The following is a 22,758-nucleotide window of genomic DNA, read 5'->3' on the forward strand; positions in this document are numbered from 1 at the left end:
TACAAAGACGCTAGTTGCTCTCCGTGTCCGCATTCCCGGCGTTGTCCTTGTTCTCTTCTTCCGCATCCATCTCCGCCTGGGCTTTGAGATCGCGGATGAACTTTTCCGGATCAAACTCGGTGTAGTGTTCCGGGCCGGCAAAATTTTCTAGGGCCATGGTCTAAACCTCCGTTTTCTGAATCGACGTGGTGATGTAATCCTTGACCGCCGCGGCATCATTAGGCAAGTCCTTGACGTGCCGCTCAGTATCGAGGATGCTGGCAAAGCGCTCGGGCGGCTCAGGGGCAGAGCCGATGGCTTCCGTGATCGTCTCGGCAAACTTCACCGGCAGCGCGGTCTCCAGACACACGATTGGAGTCTTTACCCCCTCGCGCTGTGCGCCACGAGCCACCTTGATGCCGTCGGCCGTGTGCGGATCCGCCAGGTAATCAAAGCGCTCGTGTACATCCTTGATGGTGGCTAGGCGATCGGCATGGCTGGAGGAACCGGACAGGAAACCATAGTCCTCGCGGGCAGCAGCAATCTTGTCGTGGTCGAGGCTAAAGCCGCCCTCTTTCACCTTGGTGCCGAATAGCTCCGCGGTTTCGGCTGCATCGCGGCCGAGCAAGTCGAACGCAAAGCGCTCAAAATTCGAGGCGCGCGAGATATCCATGGACGGCGAAGAGGTTGCCATGGTCTCTGCGGCTGGACGCGGCCGGTAGTTTCCGGTGCGGAAGAACTCATCCAGCACATCATTTTCATTGGTAGCCACGATAAGACGATCAATGGGAAGGCCCATCTGGCGAGCGATGTGGCCGGCACAGATATCGCCAAAGTTACCGGTGGGAACGCTAAAGGAAACCTTCTGATCGACGGTCTCGGTGACCTTGAGCCAGCAGGAAATGTAGTAGACCACCTGGGCCATCAACCGTGCCCAGTTAATGGAATTGACCGCGCCAATGCGGTAGGCGGCCTTAAAGTCAGCATCTCCCGATACCGCCTTGACCACATCCTGGCAATCATCGAAAACGCCATCTAGAGCGATGTTGAAGATATTCGGGTCATCCAGCCCAAACATCTGCGCCTGCTGGAAGGCCGTCATTCGGCCGGCCGGGGTGAGCATAAAGACGCGAATGCCGTGGCGCCCACGCATCGCATACTCTGCAGAGGATCCCGTATCGCCGGAAGTGGCGCCCAGAATATTGAGGGTCTCACCGCGGCGGGCGAGCTCGTATTCAAAGAGCTCACCCAAAAGCTGCATGGCCATGTCCTTAAATGCTGCAGTAGGTCCTTCAGATAGATGGCCGATAAACAGACCCTCGCCTAGTTCGGTGACGGGAACGATTTCCGGGTCCGCAAACTTGGGGCTGGTATAAGCGCGCGCGGCGATATCCTCGATGTCTTGCGCTGGAATATCGTCAATGAAAAGCTTAAGTACCTCGGCCGCAAGCGCCGCGTAGCCTTTGTCCGCTAGGAGCCTGCGCCATGAATTTAAAGTGGCGGAATCTAGCTGTGGGTAGCTCTCAGGCAGGTATAAACCGCCATCGGGGGCAAGCCCACCGAGGAGAATATCTGTAAAAGATGCGGGCTGACGGGCGGTATCGCGGGTCGAAATGTACTTCACACAAAAGAATCTTAGTAGTTAAGGCGTAAGGTATCAGCCATGTCGCATCCGAATCCCCGAGAAGTCATTACCACTCAGGCTTTAGGTATTTGGGTAGCCGCCATGGCGGTCTACCTCGTAGCGATTACCGGCCGTACCTCTTTTGGTGTGGCCGGTTTGGATGCCATTGAGCGCTTCGATGTCGATGCCGGCCGTATCGCGGTCTTTACCTCTGTGCAGTTGGGCGTGTATGCCCTAGCCCAAATCCCCACCGGCATCTTGATTGATAAATTTGGCCCGCGCCTACTCCTCGTGGTCGGCGCCGTCATTATGGGCATTGGCCAAGTGGTACTGGGCTTTACCACCAGCTATGGCGTAGCCATTGCCGCGCGCGTGCTCATCGGCGCGGGCGATGCCACGGCATTTCTCTCCGTGATGCGCATCCTGCCCTATTGGTTCCCACTGCACCGCACCCCCATGTTCACCCAGGTGACGTCGTCGTTGGGGCAAATGGGTCAGTTCATTTCCGCGGTGCCCTTCCTGTGGTTGCTGGGTGCGGCCGGATGGACCGCCGCCTTCGTTACCCTTGGCGCGGTAGGCATCTTGGTAGCCATCGCCGCTATCGTGGCGGTGGCAGACTCACCAGAGAAGTTGGGGATTATTCCCACGGAGAAGGAACCACCCAACTCGCAGGCCACCAGCATCCCCGCCCGCTTGAAAACGGTATTCCGCTCCCCGGTGGCCTGGCAGGCTTACTTCATCCACTACATCGGCATGCTCCCGCTCATCGTCTTTGTCATGCTCTGGGGCATGCCCATGATGACCCAGGGCATGGAGATGTCCAAGGCCAAGTCCAGCCTGGTACTTACCTTGCTGGCGGTATTCTTGGTCCTCGTCGGCCCCCTGCACGGCAAAATTTCCTCCCGCGCGCAGCATGTCCGCCCGTGGCTTAGCCTCGGGTTCGTAGCAATTCACGTACTGACCTGGCTGATTTTCTTTACCTTTGGCACCGACAGCGGTGTGGTCGCAATTTTGGTGGTGTCCTTCGTTACCGCACTGTGTACACCGACGGCTAACTATGGCTTCGATATCGTGCGTGAGCGCATGGACCGCTCCGTGGTAGCCACAGCTACGGGCCTGGGCAATATGGGCGGGTTTACCTCCGGCATGTTGGGCGCGCAGCTCTTCGGCATGGTGTTGGATCATTCCTCCGACGCCCCTGATTACTCCATGCCGGATTTCACTGCCGCCGCGGCTGCGGTGCTAGCCGTTTGGGTAGTAGGCATGATTGGTGTGGTCATCACCCACTTCCTTCGCCGTCGCGCGGGCGAAGACGGGCCTTCTGTCACCATCGTGGAGGTTTCCTAGAAACCCTCGGTTGATCACTCCGGGTTGAGGATAAAGCGAATGGTCCCCTTAGGGTCCGCCAGAAGTTCCCGGGTCGCCGCCACGGCTTCCGCCTCGTCGAAGGCGATGCGCTCAAAGCCAGTATCGTTGAGCTCCACAATGTCCGCACCAGGGCAGGCCAGAAGAATTGGCGAGTGCGTGGCAATAATGACCTGTGCGCCGCGGTCAACTGCTTGGGCGATTTCCGCTACGAGGGCCAGTTGCCGGATAACGGACAGCCCAGATTCTGGCTCATCAAGGATGTACACACCTTGGCCATTAATGTGCTCATAGAGCAGGTCAAAGACGGATTGCCCGTGCGAGCGGCGGGACAAATCCACGTTCTGAGAAAGAGTCGAACGGCCGCCACGTTCGGCCGCTGAATCCCCACGTCCAATCAAGTACTCGTGCTTTTCGGCGCGCAGGAAATAGGCACGCTGGATCACTTCCTCCGTATCGCAGCGAATGGGGCTGCGAGGAACGATTTCATCTGGGTCATCCATGCGGCCGCCCGCAGGTGAACAGCCCAAATCACTAGCTACGCCAGCGAGCAAGCTCGATTTGCCAATGCCGTTTTCACCTACGAAGACGGTGACAGGGCTTCGCAACTTGAAGCTGCCCAAATCAACTAAGTAGTCGAAGACAGGCAGCTCGGCACGGTAGTCATCAGGCTTAAACTTCAGGCTTAGGGCATCAACCAGCATGGACCCTAGGTTAATTCAGTTCATCGAGTACGCGCAGCGCATCTTCCTGCGCTGCCGCCGCGCCAAAGTTTTTCAGGTGGCCACCCAAGTCGCCGGCCGGAACTGACTGGGCGATGGTATCGGCCGGCACGGTATTGACGGCATAAGCCACCCCTACACCGCCGGTGATGGGGATGGCAATGGCGGCGAGTACTCCCGCCGCGGTCGACAGCGTGGTCTTGAAAGTCATAGTCTCCTCCAGAGGCTTCGGCACCGAGCACCCTGCCCGTTACCAATTTGTGATGTTTTACCTTAGGAAGAGTTACTGCCAACGCCATGCCGCCTAGCTGCGGGTTGCCTGAATTTTCGCGCCCAGTTCGCGAGGAAATAAAGGGCTAGTTTGCTGGATAGCTCTCGGCCACGATGCCATCGCTAGCCGGCATCACAAGGCCTCGCTCAAACGCTACGAGGACCGCCTTTTCATCGGATTCGCTGATGTCACCAGACTCCACCGCACTGTTGAGCTCGCGCTCGAGGTAGACGCGCACATCGGATTTGCCGTTTTCAGTCTGGGTAATATCCCGCGGGACGGAATTGAGCGGGATGCCCAGCGCCTTCGCCAAGGAGGTCACGCGGTTGGCGTCGGTGGAATCATCGCCTTTGATAGCACCATTGACCTGTGCGGGCATGTCTTCTTGGACTACGCCACCAGCCACGGCCTCGCCCACCGTCTTCGTCCCCTTGGGGGGATTATCGCGATTGGTGGCCCACACCCCGACAGCGATAGCCACGATGACGGCCACGGCTACAAAGGCCCACAGGTAGATGAGCTTATGTCGATACACTCCGCTGATTTTAGCCATGGTAACCAGCGCTATCGCCGAAGGAACCGTAGTCATTGCCGCGAGGGTTCTCGCCGCGATCATTGAGTGCGTCGATGATGGAGCGGATGGTGGCCTCCCCTATGCGGTCGGCGCGCCCCCACGAGCGAGGGGCCTGGCGAGAATTGTGCGGTGCTGATTCTGGGCGCGGCGGCGCTGGCTTTTCCTCCCGGGGCGTGGAGACCTCGATGGTCAAGGTGGTGCCATCAAGGCGGAGGGCGTCACCATCGCGCACGCCCGCGGCACGCGCTGCGGAAAGCAGCGCGGATAGTTCGCTCACCGTGGCGTTGTCCACATCGAGTTGCAGCTTAAAAGACATAACTAGCCAGTCCTTTCTTGTTCCCATCCCACTTTAGAGCCCGAAAGTGCAAAAAGTAAGGCCACAATGCGCGCATCGGGGACTTTCAAGGCTAACTCTAAGAATGCTCGAAGGATTCCTCCTCGCCCCAGAAGACCTCATCCACAACCTTCCGGGCATGGCGGGTAAGTTTCAAATAGTTTTCTAGAAACCCTTGGTTATCCTCCGGCGGCCAGCCAGCGGCACCGGCTACCTGGGCCAGCTGGGGACCGGGCCCGGGCAACTGGTCGACGCGCTTGCCGCGCACGAGCACCAGTGCATTGCGGGCGTCGGTAGCCATAAGCCAGGCTTCGCGCAGGTCCGAGACCTGATCGGCAGACAGGATTGCGGTTTCCTCCAAGGCATCGAGCACGCGGAGTGTGGACGGATCGTGCAGTTGGGCATACTCGTGAGCATGCATCATGGTCAGGAGCTGTACGGTCCATTCAATATCTGAGAGCGCACCGCGCCCCAGCTTGGTATGAGTATTGCGGTCCGCGCCGCGCGGCAGGCGCTCATTGTCCACGCGCGCCTTCATGCGCCGGATATCGCGAATGGTCGAGGCGCTCGCGCCGCCTTCTGGGTAGCGGAAGCTATCGACCATGGACATAAATCGCTCGCCTACTTCCTTGTCACCAGCCACGAAGGCCGCGCGCAACAAAGCCTGCAGCTCCCAAGACTCGCCCCACTCGCGGTAGTAACGCTCATAGGAGGAGATGGTGCGCGCCACCGCACCAGAGCGGCCCTCTGGGCGCAGGCCCAAGTCGACGTCCAATGGTGGGTCGCCCGAAGGCTTAGACAGGCGGCGCCGAAGCTTATCGACGATCCCGATGGCCCACTTCACGGCCTCCCCTTCCGCACCAGAGTCACCGGCCGGTTCGCTAGGTTCTGCTACGACGAGCACATCCGCATCTGAGCCAAATCCCAGCTCCATACCTCCCAAACGGCCCATGCCAATGACGGCGATGCGCGCTGGCGGCTCTGCGTCCTCGTTAGCCAGGCGCCACGCGCGCACCTCAGCGCGAAGTGCGGCCTCAAGGACGGCATCCCAAATTGTGGATAGCTCGTGACACACCTGCTTGACCGGCATGAAGCCCAGCAAATCCGCACTGGCGATGCGGGCCAGCTCAACCCGGCGCAACGAGCGCGCCACCGCCACCGCTTTATCCGGGTCGGCGTGTCGCTTGCTGGAATTGACCAGCGCCTTGGAAACCTGTTCGGGCTTGGTTTCTAGCAGTTTGGGGCCAGTGGCGCCGTCGGAAAGCTGCTTAACCGAATCCGGTGCGCTAATAATCAGATCAGAAGTAAACGGCGAGGTACCCAGAATGTGCATGAGCCGCTGGCCCACAATTCCTTCATCGCGCAGCATGCGCAAGAACCACGACCTATCGTTCGCGGCCTCCGAGAGCTTGCGATAGTTCAACAGACCCATATCGGGGTCTGCGGTATCAGCCAGCCATTCCATCAAGGTAGGCAGCAAAATCGCCTGGATGCGTGCCTTGCGCGAGGTTCCCGCCGCCAAGGAGGTCAAGTGCTCGAATGCGCGGTCGGGGTGGTTATAGCCCAACGCGGCCAGCTGCAGCTTGGCGGCCTCCGGCGACAGCTTGAGCTCATCGGCGGACATGGTGACCACGGAATTAAGCAGCGGCCGGTAGAACAGGCGCGAGTGCAGCTCGGAGATCCGCAGACGGATTCGGCGCAGGTGCGAGAGCATGCGCTCGGCCGCCGACTTGGTGCCCTGCGGATAAAAGCCGGCGATGCGCGCCAGCCACTTCATCCCCTCTTCATCGTCCTTTTCCGGCAGCGTGTGTGTGCGGCGGAAGCGCTCCAATTGCAGGCGGTGCTCAAGCAGGCGCAAAAACTCATAGGCCTCAATGAGCTGGGTGCCGTCCTCGCGGCCGACGTACCCCGCTGAAATCAGTGCCTCCAGCGCCTCCACCGTGGAAAGCGCACGCAGCGTCTCATCGGAGCGCCCGTGCACCAATTGCAAGAGCTGGACAGCAAATTCGATATCGCGCAGGCCGCCCACGCCTAGCTTCAGCTCGCGGTGCTTGAGTTCTTCGGGAACATTGGCCAGCACGCGGCGGCGCATGGCCTGTACGTCCTCAACAAAGGACTCGCGCTGCGACGCCGTCCACACCATCGGTCGGATCTGGTCCAAATAGTCCTGGCCTAGTGGGAGGTAGCCCGTCATGGCGCGCGCTTTAAGGAGCGCCTGGAATTCCCACGTCTCCGCCCATCGCTTGTAGTAGGCCACGTGGGATTCCAAAGTGCGCACCAACGCGCCCGACTTTCCCTCCGGGCGCAGGTTGGCATCCACCTCGAAAAAGGTGGTGGATCCAATGCGATTAAACTCCGCCGCCAGCCGCGTGGCCCTAGGGGTTGCCTCGCTGCCGACGAAGATGACGTCCACATCGGAGATATAGTTCAGCTCGCCTGCGCCACACTTGCCCATCGCCATGACTGCCAGCTGTGCATCCAAGGGTTCATCGCCGTAGATGGTGCGCACAGCGCAGGCAAGGGAGGCGGTTAAGGCGGCGTCGGCAAGCGCGGTGGTCAGCGCCGTAATCTGGCGGAATCCTATCTCCGGCTGCAGCCTGGTCTGGCCCTTGCGTGAATGGAAGGTGCCCGCCACATCACAGGCGGCAATGCGCATCATCAAAGTGCGGTAGGTCGTGCGCAGCGCCTTCTTATGCTCACCCTCGCCGGCACGGTAAGTACCCGCCGCGCTCAAGTCCTCGCGCGCCGGATCGGGCCGGTCCACGTCGTGAGCAAAGTCCGCAGGCTGGGCATCGACCGCACCAAGCAAGCTTTGCAGCATCTCTTCGGGCTGAGGAAGGGGTTTTTCTAATTCTCGCCACAGTTCAGGGTGTGCCGCGAGATGATCGCCAAAGGCGGTCGACGCCCCCAGTAAGGCGAAGAGGCGCACGCGCAAGGTTTCATTGGACCGCACGGCATCATCTAGCTCTGGGGCTTGCTCATAGATGCGGATCAGATTATTGAGAGCCAGGTCTGGGTCACCCACGGCAGCGAGGGTCCACAACAGATCCGCTGATTCCGGATTCTTCCACCCCAGCTGCTCAATATCCTGCGCAGCATGCGGGCGGGTAAGACCTAGTGTGGCCGGTGAAGGCACAGCAGCAGGACGCATTATTCTCCTAGAAGTTCAAGTTATTGCGCAGCTCAAAGGTGGTGATTTGGCTCTGATAGTGATGCCACTCATCCCACTTGGAGCGCAGGAAGAACTCAAAGACGTGCTCGCCCAGGACTTCGGCCATGAACTCGGATTTTTCAAATTCTCGCAAGGCCTGATCCAGGCTGGTGGGTAGATCCTTATAGCCCATTGCCCGGCGCTCGCGGCGGGTGAGCTGGTGGACATCGTCCTCGGCCGGTTCATCGAGCTCGTAGCCCTCGCGGATGCCTCGCAGGCCTGCTGCTAGTAGCACCGCATAGCCCAGGTAGGGGTTCATCGAGGCATCAATGGAGCGGATTTCTACCCGGCGCGATTCTTCCTTGGTCAGCCGGTAGGTGGGAACGCGGACCAGCGCGGAGCGATTCGATACTCCCCAGGTGGCTGCGCCCGGCGCCTCGTTGCCGAACATCAGGCGCTTATAAGAATTGGTCCACTGATTCACAATCGCGGACATCTCCGTGGAGTGCTCCAAGATGCCGGCGATGAACTGGCGGCCGGTCTGGGACAAAGAGAATTCATCATCCGGATCGTGGAAAGCATTGGATTGGCCTTCAAAAAGGCTCAAGTGGGTATGCATGCCAGAGCCCGGCAAATGTTCGAAGGGCTTAGGCATGAAGGTGGCGCGCACGTTGGAATTGGTGGCCACCTGCTTGATCACGTGCCGGAAAGTCATGATGTTATCGGCCATGGTGAGCACGTCCGCATGGCGCAGATCAATTTCTTGCTGGCCCGGCGCGGTTTCGTGGTGGCTAAACTCCGTGGCAATTCCCAGCGATTCCAGCGCTAACATTGCCTTCCTGCGGAAAAGCGGGGCGGTATCGTGCGTTGCTTGGTCGAAGTAACCGCCGTTATCCGTCGGTACCAAGTCAGTGAGTTCGCGGCCGCGCTCGAAAAGATAGAACTCGATTTCAGGCGAGGCCATGCAGGTAAATCCATCGTTGGCGGCCTCGGTGACCTGGCGGCGCAGGATATGGCGCGGGTCCACCATAGAGGGCTGGCCGTCTGGCTGTGCGATATCGCAAAACATGCGGGCCGATTGCAGGTCCGGCTCATCCATATCAAAGGGCAGAATCTGGAAGGTGGAGGGATCTGGCAGGGCGATCGTGTCAGACTCAGAGATGCGAGAAAAGCCCTCTACGGAAGAACCATCAAAGCCAACACCTTCTTCAAAGGCCGATTCCAGCTCGGACGGGCTCATGACCACGGATTTAAGGGCGCCCAGAATATCCGTAAACCACAGGCGGATAAAGCGGATATCGCGTTCCTCAACGGTGCGCAAGACAAATTCGTGTTGGCTATTCATGCTTTAGACCTTACCGGCTCTCCCCCGAGGGATGTGCAGTTCATGCGACAGTTTTTCCGGGGCGAAATGTGCAGGTCGCAAGAGTATCTAGGGGGTGGCCAGTGGGGGATTTTCCGGCAGGAGCCAGCTCCAGCGCATGCTTTGCTAAGTGGGCAAGCGAACACACGTACACCTCTTAAAGGACGAATCTTTATGACCACCCACTGCGATGACCTTTCTGCTCACGTAATCGAACGCCTCGTCACCGCCGCACAACAAGGCTGGGCGCCGGCGGACTTAGAACACGTCTTAGGCCCGCACGCCTACCCGATTATTTACCGTGCAAGCCCCCATGTGCCGGCACGAATTACCTCCCCTGCGCTGCGCAAAGCATGGCTACAGATGGCCCCTCCGCAGGAAAACTTCATTCCCCGCGATAAGTTGCGCGCCATTATTAAAGAGCTCATTCACCTACCGAAGCTGCGCGATACCGAGCTTTTAGCCTCCGGCGAATCCTTGCGGGAGGACGGGCTCAGCGATAAGCAACGCAAAATCCGCGAGAAGGTTCTAGGCCTTTTACGGAAAGCGGAATCTACCAGCTTTGAGGATGAGGCCGAGGTTCTCATTTCTAAGGCGCAGTCCCTGCAGCAGAAGTATCGCATCGAAGACCTGCTTACTTCCGAGCTGCCTCATCTCATTTCCCACCGCGTGCACATCCACCCGCCGTATATCAAGCACCAGGCTTCCCTGTTAAGCACCATCTCCGACGCCAATGGATGCACCACTCTCCTGATTCATGACAAGGGTTTAGCCTGTGTGATTGGCGCCCCTGCCGACGCCGCCCATTGCGCCGATCTCTTCGCCTCTCTCAACCGTCAATGCGATTGGTTCATGCGCAACGGTGACGGCGCAGAAATTGCCCGTGCTACCGGCTCCACCGCCGCCTATCGCCGTAGCTTCCGGCTCTCTTATGCCGCCCGTATCGGTGAATTGCTCACCCAAGCAAATGAGGACGGCATCGCAGAAAACCTGCGGGAATCCCAGTACTGCTCACACCACGCAGAGACTGTAGCTACCCAAACCCTTCCGGCGTTGCAGGCGCGCACCGATCATGCCATCGATACTCGCAATCGCCTCTTCCCCAACCTGACGGAAATGTCGCTTTCCATGAACAGCATGCACGGCATCAACGATGGCATTGCCGCTGCCGATAAATCTCACTTTGGCGGCGATGCTTCCGGGATCGGTTCGGTTCCAGAAATTACGCAGTAATTTTGCCCTGCTCAAGGCCATTCTTCCCTCCCGTTCCCTGCTAGCGAACGGGGGCGAGGAGCGACACCGAAACGAATGCTTAACGGGTAGGATCACCGGTGAGATATTGGTCTAGAAAGTAAAAGGTACGTGAATGTCTACACAGTCTTTTCTCGAAGTTGAAGCGAAATTCTCCGTAGCCGAGTCCACTCAGCTCCCTGAACTGACCCGCCTCGAGGGAGTTGACCACGTTGCAGACACGCGCCACCACGCGCTTTCTGCCATCTACTACGACACCGAAGACCTCCGCCTCACCCATGCAAAGGTCACCCTCCGCCGTCGCACCGGTGGTAATGATGATGGCTGGCATATCAAGATTCCTAGCGAGGCTGGCCGCACTGAAATCCACGCCGAGCTGGAAGAACCTGTAGATGGCCGCTACGAAGTACCTGAGGAGCTTCTCCACCAGGTCCGCTCCATTATCCGCCACAACGAACTCACCCCGATTGCTCAAGTAGACAACAAGCGCACCGAGATGGTCCTAGCGGATGCCGACAATAAACCGGTAGCAGAATTCTGCGATGACCACGTCACCGCCTTTTCCTTCCTTCCAGGTGGCCAGCAACAGTCGTGGCGCGAGTGGGAAGTAGAGCTCGCCGGTGAGCTTCCTGGCACTGAGGAAGGTACGCAATTCATTCGCCGTGCCACTTCCCTGCTCATCGGTGCCGGTGCGCGCGTTTCTTCCTCCCCATCCAAGCTGAAGACCGCCCTGGGTGATTCCTACGCCAATGCTCCGCTGCCTCCAGCCCTGGTATCGCCGGATGTAGACCCAGACTCCCCTGCCGCGGCCGTCATCACCGCACTCCAAGCCAACCGCGACAAGCTAGTTGATTATGACCCGCGCGTGCGCCGCGATGAGTGGGACTCGGTTCACCAGATGCGCGTCGCCACCCGCGAGCTGCGCAGCCACCTGCAGACCTTCCATGGCATCGTTGTCGGCCCAGAAATCGACAAGATCGAAGCCGAGCTCAAGGAGCTTGCCAGCATCTTGGGCGTTGCTCGCGATGCGGAAGTTGTGGAAGAGCGCTGGCAGAAGCTGCTGGAGTCCGAGGATTCTGACACCTTGGATGACTCCACCCGCGAGCACATTGCGCACGATATGGGCAACGCCTACCGCCGCGCGCACCGCCGCGTTATCGCAGCCCTAGATTCCGAGCGTTACCTCGAGCTGCTGGAGTCTCTCGATCGCCTGCTCGCAGACCCGCCAACGGCCGATAAGCAACAGGAGTCCGCCCCGGCAGCAAGCGATGCGGAGCAGACAGAGGAGCAGTCCTCTGCAGAAGATGACGCCGCTACCCCTACCGAATCCAGCGAGGACAGCGCACCTGCTGCAGAAAAGGCCGAAAAGAAGCCAGAGAAAAAGAAGTCCAAGGACAAGTCCGCCGACATGGATACCGTGATGGCGCAGCACCTTGAAAAGGCCTATAACAAGCTGGTCAAGCGCCATAAGAAGGCCGTGGAGAACTGGGATAACCAGGAATTGTCCCTGCACGAGCGCGAGGATTATTTCCACGATATGCGCAAGGCAGCAAAGAAGCTGCGCTATGCAGCTGAAGCAGCTGGTTCTGCTACCAACCTCAAGACCAAGCGTCTCTACAAAGCCTGCAAGCAGATGCAGTCGGTGCTCGGTGATTTCCAGGATTCCGTGACCTCGCGCGATAAGCTGCTCGAGCTGGCAGGGTCCGCTCGCCGCCGTGGGGAGAATACCTTTGGCTACGGCCTGCTTTACCAGCGCGAGCGAACCATTGGCCTAAAGGCTCTTGATGATTACGCTGAGTCTTTCAAAGACATCAAGGCCGCGTTTAAGCCGCTGCGCAAGAAACTAAAGTAGCCGCGCTCCCCTGGCAGGTGCTGGGAAACACGGCTTTAAAAGAGATGGCTGGGAGTTAGCTACTTCCAGCCATCTTCTTCGTCTGCGGCGTCTGCCGCATCATTGCGGGCTTGGGCAATTTCGATGGCGTTTTCTGCCTCTTCGCGGGTGTCATACGGGCCCATCCGATTTTCCCAGCCAGAGGTCTTGCCTTGGCTGACTTCCTTAGTGGTGGGATCAAAGAACCACTTCTGGTCTGCATCGCTCATGAAACTATCCTCTCAGTTGTTGCATCAGCGGCATCGGCTAAGTGCTGCCGCTGATATGGTTTGTGCCCACACTACCCACGCTGTCCCATTGATGCCCGCTAGAATGTGGGGCAGCACAATTCTTTTATACGAATCCATGTCGTATTCCCCGCCACCGCGCACATAGGTGGCGGGCGTTCGTTGCTTTAAACGCACCGCCGCGTGTGTTGGGCAACGAAGACTTACTGGTCCCAGAACCTGGAAAAGGAGCTTTAGCACCCATGCCACTGTGGTCAACGCCTGCAGAGCCCGTAGCCGAGCGCGCCGCCCGAGCACATACCGAACTCACAGGCAGTGCTCCAACGCATACCGCCAGCGCGCCGGCAACGTGGTCCCTCATTGGTGAACATATTGATCACTTCGGCGGCATTGTCGCCATGTGTGTGGGAAAGTTGCGCGCTGCAGCGGCCGTCAGCCCGCGCACTGACGGCGTGGTGGCCGTACATTTCCACCCAGCTCAGGGCGAGACTGCCCATGACTCGATTAGCCTGCAGGCGCTGGCAGAGCTGGCAACGGCGCAACAGCCCACCACGGATGCGGAAGGCCAGCCTGTTATTCCACCGGCACCACAAGGTGGGTTGGCGGCCCGCGTAGGTGGCATTGTCCACACGATGATTAATCGTCAGTTGCTCTCCCGAGAGACGGCCGGTGCGGATATCACCATCGCCTCCGATATTCCAGAGGGCGCGGGTGTAGGCGCGGATGCCGCTGCGGACGTCGCGGTGGCGCTAGCGCTCATGGGCGCAGATGCGGATCTCGATGCACCGTTGAGGGCCCGGGTGGCTGATGTATGCACACAGGCCGTTTCTGCCTTCGCAGCGCGACCGCCACTGCGCGCACGCCACAGCGCAGCGCTGCGCAGCACGGGTGAGGGCGTGTGCATCATGGACTACGCCGATGGTTCGGTCACCCACGCCCCGCATGTGGTGGGGCGCGAGATGTCCGTCTTTGCGGTGGCGGTGCCGGAGGATTTTTCCGCGCAGGAGGAAAAGGCCATCGCCGACATCCGCCAGCGCCAGCGCTTTATCGATGATGCGTGCCACTCCTTCGGCACCGATTCGCTGCGCTTGCTTCCCGACGCCCAACAGCGCGTCCTCGACTGGCTCAAGGCCGTGCACAAGGTATACGGCGAGGAAGGACGCCCGAGCATCAGCGCCGCCACGGAGTGGATGGCCTTTTATGAGGAAGAAACTGAGCGCGTAGAAAAGTTTGCGCGCTGCCTGCGCTCGCACCGCGGCGCGGAGCTCTTCCCTATCCTGTTGCAGTCGCAGTCTTCCTTGGCCAATATCTACGGCTTGGATTCGGCAGAAAAACTCGCCGAGTTGGTCACGGTTCGCGGTGCCGTAGCGGGTCGATCGGCGCATGCTGGTACCTCGAACGCGGTCATTGCTTATGTGCCAGCGAAAAGCGCGCACAATTTCGCAGCTGACTTGGCTGAAGACGGACTGCTCGTCGTCGAGCTGCAGCCAGGCGAGGCCGCCCGCGGCGAAGGCTAAGAGCCTTGCCGGCTAGTCGGCCGGCCAGGCAAAAAGAACCTCGCGCGAATCGGTATCCGCCGTCACCAGCGAGACAGTGGTTTCACTGCCGGTTTCCGGTGCGCCCACGCATTGGGCGAAGACGGGTGGCTCCGGTACGAAAATCCGCGCCCTGTCCCGCTTCGGATCGCCGCGGACCACAGTGGCTGGGAAATTGGTACCGAGCCAAGGTCGCAGCACGGTGGCCTCTGTCAGGTTCAGGCAGGCCTTATCCACTTGGGAGGCGAGCTGCGAGGTCGAACGCATTGCCCCGATGACCTCCGTAGCGCTGCCTGTTACCCACTCGGGAACCTCATAACCGCCGCACAGCGCTAGGCAGACTTCCGTGGCGAACCTATCGGAAAGGCGCCGCAGCGGCGCGGTGACGTGGGCATAGTAGCCACCTATACCGGCGTGTACCTGCGCCTCCTGCTCGCCTAACCAGGCATAGTCGGCTCCGCGCAAAAGGCTCTGGGCCTCGCGCATGACGGCCATGCCGCGCGGAGAATCGGCGTCGACGGTGAGCAGGAATTGGGGAATGGGGGCGTCGCCAAGCGCAAAGCCTAGGGCCTGCGCCTCGGCGCGAAATTGGCGCTCATGCTCCGGTTCAGCCCCGGGCAGGGTGCGCAAGAAGCCCACGCCAGCTTCCTGCATGAGACGCCCGGCGCACATGCCAGCCAACAGGGAAATTTCGGAGTTATAGTCCATGACCTCATAGCGCGGCTCGATGATGAGCTCAAAGGTACCGTCCTCATTTTCCACCACGCGCTGGGAGGGCAGGCGCAAGGAAATGGCCTCGCGGCGCAGGGAGGATTCCTGGCGCAGCCGTCCGACCACTGGCAGCAGTGCAATAGATGGGTGGAGGTTGCCGGCCGCAAGATCCGCATGCGCGCCTTCATAATCCAGGCGGGCCTGGGAGTAAATGAGCGCGCGCTCTACGTGGAAGGACTCCACCTCGCCATTGCCATCCAAGTCAAAGGTCCACAACACGGCCGGCTTATCGGTGCCAGGCAGCAGCGAAGCTCGGTCCTCGGAAAGCTCCGGTGGGTGCAGGCGCGCGGGTTCATCGGGAAGATAGATGGTCTGGCCGCGGCGGAACGACTCGCGCTCCAGCTCGCTGCCGGGCTCGATGAAAGCAGCAACGTCCGCGATGGCATAAAAGACGCGGTATCCGCCCTCGCGTTCTTCGATGTAGACCGCCTGATCCAAGTCCATGGAACCGGCGGGATCCAGGGTCACGAAGGGAATGTCGCGGGCGTCGCGGCGCGAGTCGGCGTATCGGTCCTGCGCGCGGGCGGCCTGGGCGGTGACCTCTGCCGGAAAATCGGTGGCCACCGAAAATTCTGTGGCAATGGCGCGGAAATCGAGCGGGGCGGCGTAGAGCTTCATGCCCACCACCATAAACGTAGTAGGGCGAATGAGCCGGCCTATAAGCCGGATTCTGTCTAACCGCGGCACTCCCTGGGGAGCACCGCGCGGTGAACATCCATCTAGACCAACCGTTGCCAGTTGGCTCCAGCAGCTACCTTCAGGCTCGAGCGAGCAGCCTTAAAACGCCTGATCGGGCCCCGCAACGTGGCGGGGCCGTGATGCCTTGCTCCCGGTGGGGTTTACCCAGCCACCGCCATCACTGACGGTGCTGGTGCGCTCTTAACGCACCGTTTCACCCTTACCTTGTGGCTCCAACGTGGCCGAAACCAAGTGGAGGTACAAGGCGGTCTACTTTCTGTTGCACTTGCCCGCGGGTTTCCCCGGGTTGCCGTTAGCAACCACCGTGCTCTGTGGAGTCCGGACTTTCCTCGGCGCCCACGCGGCAGCACGTGGCTGCCCGTATGAAGCGACGCGATCACCCGGCCGGCTCATTCGCGTTCTTTATTCTAGCGCAGGCCTGCCAGGTGGCCCACATCGTTAAATCCGTGCACCATAGAGCCGCCTTCCCAGAATTCCACCCGCGAAATGGCAGCCAGGTCGAGGAAGAGATGCCCAAAGGTGGCAGGGCCGGCATCGAGTGCTTGGCGGATGAAGGACTTAATTGGGTTGACGTGGCTGACCACCAGCACGGTCTTTCCTGCGAAGCGCTCTTGGAGCTCCTTGCGGGTGGTGCGCACGCGGCGGTTGACCGCCTGCAGCGATTCGCCGCCCGGACAGGCGACGCTCGCATCATGCAGCCATTCCTCGTGTAATTCCGGATCGCGCTGGTGGGCCTCGGCTGCGGTCTTGCCTTCCCACGCACCGAAGTCCACCTCGATGAGGCCTTCGACGGTCTCTACCTCGATATCCCGGCCATTGGCCACGGCCGCCGCGGTCTCTTGGCAGCGGCGCAGGGGCGAGCAGACGATGGCGTCAAAGTCGGCGTCGGCAAGCGCTTGCGCCGCGGCGAGCGCCTGCTTTTGGCCAAGCTCGGTAAGGCCCGGATTGGCGCGCCCCGAGTACTGCTTGGCAGCCGACATCTCCGTCTGCCCGTGGCGAAGCAAGATAAAGCGGGTGGTAGGTCCGCGGTCCCCCAGCCAATCGGTGGGGTGCGGCGCGGTGGTGTCCTGTTCCGCGGCTGGTGCTGGCTCGGAGTCTTCTTCGCCGGCAACGATGCCTTCGGGGTGCCCGGCGGCCGCGGCATCCATGGCGTCATTAGACAGGGCGTCTGCCACCTTGTTTTTGGCGCGCGGCACCCAGTCCAGGCTGAAAGAGGAAAAGCCGTTGATGTACTCGCGGGCGCGCAGGGCCAGCTTCTGCATATCGGGGTGCTTGATCTTCCAGCGGCCGTTGATTTGTTCCACCACCAGCTTGGAATCCATGTGGAATTCCACCTCGGTAGCGCCCATCTCGGTGGCAGCTTCGAGCCCGCGCAACAGGCCGTTGTATTCGGCGACGTTATTGGTTGACTTGGTACCTACCACGTAGACAATCTCGCGCAGGATGCGCTGCCCGCTGCCGTCATAGATAACGGTGCCGGAACCGGCTACTCCGGGGTTGCCGCGGGAGCCGCCATCGGCGTAGATGATGACCTTCATTAGACCAAGCGCACCAGGTAGGAGCCGCAATCGCCGCACTGCGGCAGCTCATCGGCCGGGGCATTGCGCACAGCGTTTTGCTCGGCCGGCGGCAAGACGATAAAGCAGCCGCCGCAGGCGCGGTTGGCCTTGAACTGGGCGGCGCCTACGCCATTTTCCTCGCGCTGGGTATCGTACTCGCTGAGCACTCCGGCGGGCAGTTGGTCGCGCAGCTCGCCGATGCGCACGGCCGGGTCTTCTTGATTGGCGGCCGCTTCCTTAGCCGCCTCAGCCGCACGGCGCAGCTTTTCCAGCTTGCGCTCGGAATCAGAAACGCGCGCGCCGTGGACGTCCAGATTGGAACGCAGCGCGTGCACCTCGTTATGCGCCTCCTGCAGCTCGCTCATGAGGTCTGCGATGCGGGACTTGGCCGCGTAGAGATCGTGCTCCAGATCCTTGCGGGTTTCTGGGTCCACTACGGCGCCGAGCTGGCGCTTATCATCGCGCTCGCGCTGGCGCAGCTTGCGCTCATCGGCCTGGATGCGCAGGATTTCAGTCTCCATGTCATCAACGGCCATCTGTGCAGAACCGGAGGCATCGAGCAGGCGCTTGTGCTCCTCTTTGGCCTTGTCATACTCGGCTTGTTCCGGGATTTCCTTCTCGGCGCCATGGCCCTGCGAGCGTTCCAGGTTGGCCAGTTCCAGCAGTACCGGCTGTAGTTCTTGCGATAGTTTCACTTATGACTCCTTTGGGTGCGCAGAGATAGTCCACGGGTCGGTGCGCAGGCTAATAATTTCCGTATCCAGTTCTAAAGCATTCTCTACGATATCGCGCGCTTGGGCCGTCCACGGAAATTCGCTGGCCCAGTGGGCGGTATCGATGACGGCGGGGCCGCCGGCGCGCAGGTGCTCATCCACCGGGTGGTGGCGCAGATCCGAGGTAACGTACACGTCCACGCCTAGCTTCGCGGCCGCAGAGAGGAAAGAATCTCCCGAACCGGAAGACACGGCCACCGTACGCACTTTCCGGTCCGGATCGCCGGCGGCGCGGATACCCCAAGCGGTCTCCGGCAAGGCATTAGCCACCTGCTGGGTGAACTCGCGCAGGGTCATCTCCTGCGGCAGCTCTCCCACACGGCCCAGGCCGAGCGCCTTGTCCAGGTCCTGGTGGCCGGCGGTTTCCGTGATGTCATAGGCCGGCACCTCATAAGGGTGGGCGGTGTGCAGGGCCTTCAGCAAGGAGGAGCGAAGTGCGGCTGGGGCGACGAACTCGACGCGGATTTCCTCGCCGCGGTGCAGCGCGCCAATCGTGCCCTCGGTAGGGTCAGCGCCCTCTTCCGGCTGGAATTGGCCCGTGCCGGCGATGTCAAAGGAGCAGTGCGAGTAGGCGCCAATGTGGCCCGCGCCGACGTCGAAAAGCGCCTGCTTTACTTCCTCGGCCGCGGCTGCCGGCACGTGCACGCCCCACTTATCCACACCCTGGGGCTCCGGCACGATGGGCCGGCCGGGGTTGATGCCTACCAGCTCCGCGAGCTTGTCGTTTACGCCCGGCCGCGCCTTATCCGCGTTGGTATGGGCTGCAAAGAGGGCAACGTCATTGCTGACCAGCGTGTGCACTACCTTGCCCTTGGGCGTATCGGCCGCCACGGACTCCACCCCGCGCAGCAGCAACGGGTGGTGGACCACGAGCATGTCCGCGCCGAGCTCCACCGCGCGCTCGGCCACCGCCTGGGTGCAGTCCAAGGCAAAGGCCACCCGCTTTACCTCCGCGGCAGGATCACCGCAGATAAGCCCCACGGCATCCCACTTTTCCGCCAGGTGCGGCGGATAGGCCTCATCGAGTACGCGGCGGACATCGCCCACGCTCACAGCGGACATAGAGGTGCTCCTTTATGCTCGTTTCATGGAATAGTTACTACTGCTATATCCTATCTTCCGCACCACAGTACTATTCGCGCGAAGGGGTTTTCCGCATGACCGAATCCGATAACCGCTCCGGCCTTTACCTCGTCTTTGTCTGCACCGGAAATATCTGCCGCTCCCCCATGGCAGAAATCATCGTGCGCGATGAAATGGAAAAGGACATGCTAGACCTCGTCGCCACCGTAGATTCCTGCGGCCTAGGCGGCTGGCATGTGGGCCAGGGCGCAGATGAGCGCGCGATTGCCGAGCTGCGCCGCGGCGGCCACGATGGCGGTTCCCACCGCGCGGCCAAGCTAGGCGCCGAGCACATGGACGCTGATCTTTTCATTGCTATGGACAAGGGCCACCGCGAGGCCCTCATTGAACACGGCATCGACCCGGCCAAGATTCGCTTGATGCGCAGCTTCGACCCCAGCTCCCCGGAGGACGCGGACGTGGCAGACCCGTATTACGGTTCCGCAACGGATTTTGAAACCACGCGCAAGAATATCGAGGCCGCCGTGCCTGGCCTGCTGGATTGGATTCGCGCTAACCGCGACTAAACTAGGCCCCATGCTAAAGACGTTCCTTAAGCCGGGTTGGGTTCTACTGCTGCTGTTCGTCGTGGCTTTTTCCTACCTCGCTTTTACCGTCCTTGCCCCGTGGCAGCTGGGCAAAGACGATGACATTGTGGAACGCAACGAGCTCATCACCCACGCCTATGAGGCTGACCCCCAGCCGGTGGAAGACCTCGTGGATGGCAACGGCGCCATCAAGGGCGATGAGTGGTCCCGCGCCACCCTGCACGGCCATTACCTGCCGCAGGATGAGGTGCTGCTGCGCCTGCGCCCGGTCGATTCCGGTCCGTCCTACCAATCCCTGGTGCCCTTCCGCACCGATTCCGGCCTGACTATCCTGGTTAACCGCGGCTGGGTCAAGGCCGGCGAGGCCAACGCCGTGCCGGATATCCCTGATGCTCCCTCAGGCGAGACCACGCTTACCGGCATGATCCGCGCCGACGAGGCCGAGCACCAGTCCGCCCCCATTAAGCAGGAGGGCTACCAGCAGGTCTACTCCATCCATACGGAGCAGATTGCCTCGCTTATCGACGCCCCCTTGGCCCACGACTACATCCAACTCTCCGCCGACCAGCCCGGCGTGCTCAACGCCATGCCGATCCCGCAGCTCGACCGCGGCAACCACCTCTCCTACGGCTACCAATGGATTGCCTTCGGCATCATGGCCCCGCTGGGCTTGGGCTACTTCGTGTGGTCCGAAATCCGTGAGCGCCGCCGCCTGCGCGAGGAGGAAGCAGCCCTCTCCGCCCTCGATGCCGATGCCTCAACTCCATCCGAGCCCGCGGACGCCTCCAGTGCAAGCTCCGCACCGGTAGAAGCCCCGTCCCCCGCGACCTCCCGGCGCGACGCCCACGCGGCCGCTGACGACGCCACCGATACCGCCCCAGCCGTTCCCGCCGCGTCCTCCTCGCATGCCGCCAGCCGCCGCAATCGCTCGCGCTACGGCGACTCCAAGCCGGATCACTACGCCAAGCTGAACAAGCGCCGCCGCGAGCGCTACTAGGTCCTCTGCCTGCCTAGGCTATTTCTTGAACATCCGCCCAGGCCCCGAATCAGCCACGTTAATGCGTTATGCCCTCCCCTCTTGGGGCATAACGTGGCCACAAGTTGGCTATCGAGGCTTTAACTCCTTAACGCTGCCAGCCACCTAAGCCCACCAACACAAAATGTCGTTTAACTCGACACGCCGCAAAACAACACAAGCTGTCGTTTAGGCCTCGGATGTCGTGGGGGTTAAGGGTCAGAAAGTGTGTCTGGAAACGGGGATTTTTAGGCTCTGACCTTTGAGTTAACGTCAAATATACGCTTTGGGAGCATATATCTGGCCTTGGGACGCTAAAACCCCGGTGTGGCTGCCAATCTGTGGTAGAAGACGGTCGTTCGACCACACTGCTACTGCGGTGAAGATACAAATGCAACAAATCGGACAGCCGAAGCTTCGACCGATGGCGGTTTTAACCAGGTGGCTCTCCGCCATCAAGATTCACTCCCGATGCCCGTTACCTTGTGAGTGTCCCCGATAATGGGGATAGTCGCTGGTCCCGGTATGGCTTACCTGCCCTGTAGTTTCCATAATCCGGGGGGTGTTGCCGCCGGGTGCCAGGACTTTCGATGACAGCTGATAGGGACACGGCCAGTTTTAAACTAGGTCTCTTTGTAACGTGGGTGCTTGCAACGAAGGTCATGACACCAGCGACTGGAACAACGCCATACCCATCTCGTTTTCTAGGAGCTCATCATGTCTCCGGAGCATTCCATCGACATATTCCTTGGGTTAGACGTCGGCAAATCTGAACACCACGCCTGCGCCTTAGACCGTGATGGCAACAAGGTCTTCGACAAACCGTTGCCTCAACTCGAATCCGAACTAGCAGGCGTTTTTCACCAGCTTCAGAAGCTTGGCACCGTGCTCGTGATCGTCGACCAACCCAACACCATCGGCGCACTACCGATTGCTGTAGCCCGGGACTGCGGTTGCGAAGTCGGATACCTGCCAGGTCTTGCGATGCGCAAAGCTGCAGATCTCTATCCGGGACGTGCAAAAACAGACAAACGCGACGCATTCATCATCGCCGACACCGCCCGCACAATGCCCCACACGCTACGTGCCGTCGACCGCAATGATGAGGTACTCTCCGCCCTAAAGATGCTGTCCGGCTTCGATGATGACATCGCCCGCGATTGCACTCGCACTGTCAATCGGCTTCGCAGTGTCCTCACCCAGATCTACCCCAGCCTGGAACGAGTTTTTGCTGGTAGCACCCTGACTCGCACGCCGATCCTGGAATTATTGATCCATTACAAGGGACCGCAGGGGCTAAAAAGAGCCGGATACCAACGAGTGTTGAACTGGATGATCAAGCGCACACGTAAAGACCCCACCCCGCTGGTAGACGACATTTTTACAGCGCTGAAAGCTCAAACAGTCACCGTGCCTGGAAGCGATGCCGCCGAGTTAGTAATTCCTCAACTGGCTGCAAACATCCAGGCCCTCAAAGAGCAACGAAACACCATTGCTGAGCAGGTTGAAGAGATGCTCGCTGATTTCCCTCTTTGTGAGGTCTTGATGAGTATGCCCGGAGTCGGCATCAAGACCGCAGCGCAGATCCTTCTTGCGATCGGTGATGGCTCCGACTTCGCTAGTGCTGGCCACTTAGCTGCTTATGCTGGAATAGCACCCGTGACTAGACGATCCGGTTCGTCGATCAGAGGTGAATTCCCGGCACGGTCAGGCAATAAACGACTGAAAAACGCCTTGTTCTACTCCGCATTCGCAGTTATCCGCAGCCACGAACCGTCACGGCGGTATTACGAACGCAAACGCGCTGAAGGAAAACGCCACAACGCAGCAGTCATCTGCCTGGCACGACGCCGATGCAATGTCATCTACGCGATGCTGAAAAACAAGGAGTTCTTCCGCGAAATCCCGCCACGCCCCGTCGCCGCATAAAGCCCCAAAGACGAAGCCGACCAGCACACGCTGGCCGGCTCCTAGGCACGCCTAA

20 protein-coding genes and 1 other RNA gene are annotated in these 22,758 nt (G+C 60.3%); 7 read left to right on the forward strand and 14 right to left on the reverse strand.

Translation table 11 applies throughout. The features are described 5' to 3' along the window. Positions 1–10: 10 nt before the first annotated feature. Both MHY22_RS09925 and thrC read right to left on the reverse strand, forming a co-directional pair. Positions 11–157, reverse strand: coding sequence for a hypothetical protein (locus MHY22_RS09925; RefSeq protein WP_239279122.1), 147 nt, complete (start codon positions 155–157; stop codon positions 11–13). Between the two features lie 3 nt (positions 158–160). Continuing rightward, entirely contained in the window at positions 161–1,603 is a 1,443-nt protein-coding gene (thrC, locus tag MHY22_RS09930) for a threonine synthase (RefSeq protein ID WP_239279123.1), read from the reverse strand. A gap of 39 nt (positions 1,604–1,642) precedes the next feature. On the opposite strand from thrC, the gene MHY22_RS09935 reads away from it, so the two are divergent. Continuing rightward, the gene (locus tag MHY22_RS09935; RefSeq protein ID WP_239279124.1) at positions 1,643–2,950 is read left to right on the forward strand and encodes a nitrate/nitrite transporter; all 1,308 of its coding nucleotides are present in this window, start codon (positions 1,643–1,645) and stop codon (positions 2,948–2,950) included. A gap of 14 nt (positions 2,951–2,964) precedes the next feature. On the opposite strand, the gene MHY22_RS09940 is transcribed toward MHY22_RS09935, so the two are convergent. The 6 genes from MHY22_RS09940 to MHY22_RS09965 form a co-directional block, all read right to left on the reverse strand. Next, the gene (locus MHY22_RS09940) at positions 2,965–3,672 is read right to left on the reverse strand and encodes an AAA family ATPase (protein ID WP_239279125.1); all 708 of its coding nucleotides are present in this window, start codon (positions 3,670–3,672) and stop codon (positions 2,965–2,967) included. A gap of 10 nt (positions 3,673–3,682) precedes the next feature. Continuing rightward, positions 3,683–3,901 (reverse strand): hypothetical protein, encoded by a 219-nt coding sequence (locus tag MHY22_RS09945; RefSeq protein ID WP_040425194.1) that lies wholly within the window; start codon positions 3,899–3,901, stop codon positions 3,683–3,685. A 145-nt stretch (positions 3,902–4,046) separates the two neighbouring features. After that, positions 4,047–4,496 (reverse strand): hypothetical protein, encoded by a 450-nt coding sequence (locus tag MHY22_RS09950; RefSeq protein WP_239279126.1) that lies wholly within the window; start codon positions 4,494–4,496, stop codon positions 4,047–4,049. 10 nt (positions 4,497–4,506) lie between these two features. Next, positions 4,507–4,851 (reverse strand): hypothetical protein, encoded by a 345-nt coding sequence (locus MHY22_RS09955; protein WP_225746674.1) that lies wholly within the window; start codon positions 4,849–4,851, stop codon positions 4,507–4,509. 97 nt (positions 4,852–4,948) lie between these two features. Continuing rightward, positions 4,949–8,020: a bifunctional [glutamine synthetase] adenylyltransferase/[glutamine synthetase]-adenylyl-L-tyrosine phosphorylase gene (locus MHY22_RS09960; RefSeq protein WP_239279127.1), complete on the reverse strand. Its 3,072-nt coding sequence runs from the start codon at positions 8,018–8,020 to the stop codon at positions 4,949–4,951. 7 nt (positions 8,021–8,027) lie between these two features. Continuing rightward, a complete protein-coding gene (locus tag MHY22_RS09965) occupies positions 8,028–9,365 on the reverse strand; it encodes a glutamine synthetase family protein (RefSeq protein ID WP_225746672.1) in 1,338 nt (445 codons plus the stop codon). A 192-nt stretch (positions 9,366–9,557) separates the two neighbouring features. Here MHY22_RS09965 and MHY22_RS09970 point away from each other — a divergent pair, with 192 nt between their 5' ends. Both MHY22_RS09970 and MHY22_RS09975 read left to right on the forward strand, forming a co-directional pair. Continuing rightward, on the forward strand, positions 9,558–10,616 hold the full coding sequence (locus tag MHY22_RS09970) for a DUF2786 domain-containing protein (protein ID WP_239279129.1): 1,059 nt from the start codon (positions 9,558–9,560) through the stop codon (positions 10,614–10,616). A 133-nt stretch (positions 10,617–10,749) separates the two neighbouring features. Beyond that, positions 10,750–12,486: a CYTH and CHAD domain-containing protein gene (locus tag MHY22_RS09975; protein WP_239279131.1), complete on the forward strand. Its 1,737-nt coding sequence runs from the start codon at positions 10,750–10,752 to the stop codon at positions 12,484–12,486. A gap of 59 nt (positions 12,487–12,545) precedes the next feature. On the opposite strand, the gene MHY22_RS09980 is transcribed toward MHY22_RS09975, so the two are convergent. Next, positions 12,546–12,734: a hypothetical protein gene (locus MHY22_RS09980; RefSeq protein WP_239279133.1), complete on the reverse strand. Its 189-nt coding sequence runs from the start codon at positions 12,732–12,734 to the stop codon at positions 12,546–12,548. Between the two features lie 260 nt (positions 12,735–12,994). Here MHY22_RS09980 and MHY22_RS09985 point away from each other — a divergent pair, with 260 nt between their 5' ends. Next, on the forward strand, positions 12,995–14,269 hold the full coding sequence (locus tag MHY22_RS09985; RefSeq protein WP_239279135.1) for a galactokinase family protein: 1,275 nt from the start codon (positions 12,995–12,997) through the stop codon (positions 14,267–14,269). 12 nt (positions 14,270–14,281) lie between these two features. Here the strand turns inward: MHY22_RS09985 and MHY22_RS09990 are convergent, their stop codons facing one another. The 5 genes from MHY22_RS09990 to MHY22_RS10010 form a co-directional block, all read right to left on the reverse strand. Next, complete coding sequence (locus MHY22_RS09990) at positions 14,282–15,676, reverse strand: RNB domain-containing ribonuclease (protein ID WP_239279137.1); 1,395 nt, start codon at positions 15,674–15,676, stop codon at positions 14,282–14,284. 25 nt (positions 15,677–15,701) lie between these two features. After that, positions 15,702–16,149: RNase P RNA component class A (gene rnpB, locus MHY22_RS09995), an RNA gene on the reverse strand. Between the two features lie 15 nt (positions 16,150–16,164). Next, positions 16,165–17,295, reverse strand: a complete 1,131-nt coding sequence (locus tag MHY22_RS10000; RefSeq protein WP_239279139.1) for a bifunctional RNase H/acid phosphatase — start codon at positions 17,293–17,295, stop codon at positions 16,165–16,167. Continuing rightward, positions 17,295–18,011: a C4-type zinc ribbon domain-containing protein gene (locus MHY22_RS10005; RefSeq protein ID WP_239279141.1), complete on the reverse strand. Its 717-nt coding sequence runs from the start codon at positions 18,009–18,011 to the stop codon at positions 17,295–17,297. The genes MHY22_RS10000 and MHY22_RS10005 overlap by 1 nt, the downstream gene beginning before the upstream one ends. After that, positions 18,012–19,151 carry a Nif3-like dinuclear metal center hexameric protein gene (locus tag MHY22_RS10010; RefSeq protein ID WP_239279143.1) on the reverse strand — a complete coding sequence of 380 codons (1,140 nt, stop codon included), beginning with the start codon at positions 19,149–19,151 and terminating at the stop codon, positions 18,012–18,014. A 95-nt stretch (positions 19,152–19,246) separates the two neighbouring features. Here MHY22_RS10010 and MHY22_RS10015 point away from each other — a divergent pair, with 95 nt between their 5' ends. From MHY22_RS10015 to MHY22_RS10025, 3 genes are all read left to right on the forward strand, one after another. Continuing rightward, positions 19,247–19,738: a low molecular weight protein-tyrosine-phosphatase gene (locus MHY22_RS10015; protein ID WP_239279145.1), complete on the forward strand. Its 492-nt coding sequence runs from the start codon at positions 19,247–19,249 to the stop codon at positions 19,736–19,738. A gap of 10 nt (positions 19,739–19,748) precedes the next feature. Continuing rightward, positions 19,749–20,756 carry an SURF1 family protein gene (locus tag MHY22_RS10020; protein ID WP_239279147.1) on the forward strand — a complete coding sequence of 336 codons (1,008 nt, stop codon included), beginning with the start codon at positions 19,749–19,751 and terminating at the stop codon, positions 20,754–20,756. A gap of 735 nt (positions 20,757–21,491) precedes the next feature. Continuing rightward, positions 21,492–22,703 (forward strand): IS110 family transposase, encoded by a 1,212-nt coding sequence (locus MHY22_RS10025; RefSeq protein ID WP_011273191.1) that lies wholly within the window; start codon positions 21,492–21,494, stop codon positions 22,701–22,703. Positions 22,704–22,758 lie beyond the last annotated feature (55 nt).

The sequence above is a fragment of the Corynebacterium sp. ACRPO genome (genome assembly GCF_022347205.1).
Lineage (GTDB): Bacteria > Actinomycetota > Actinomycetes > Mycobacteriales > Mycobacteriaceae > Corynebacterium.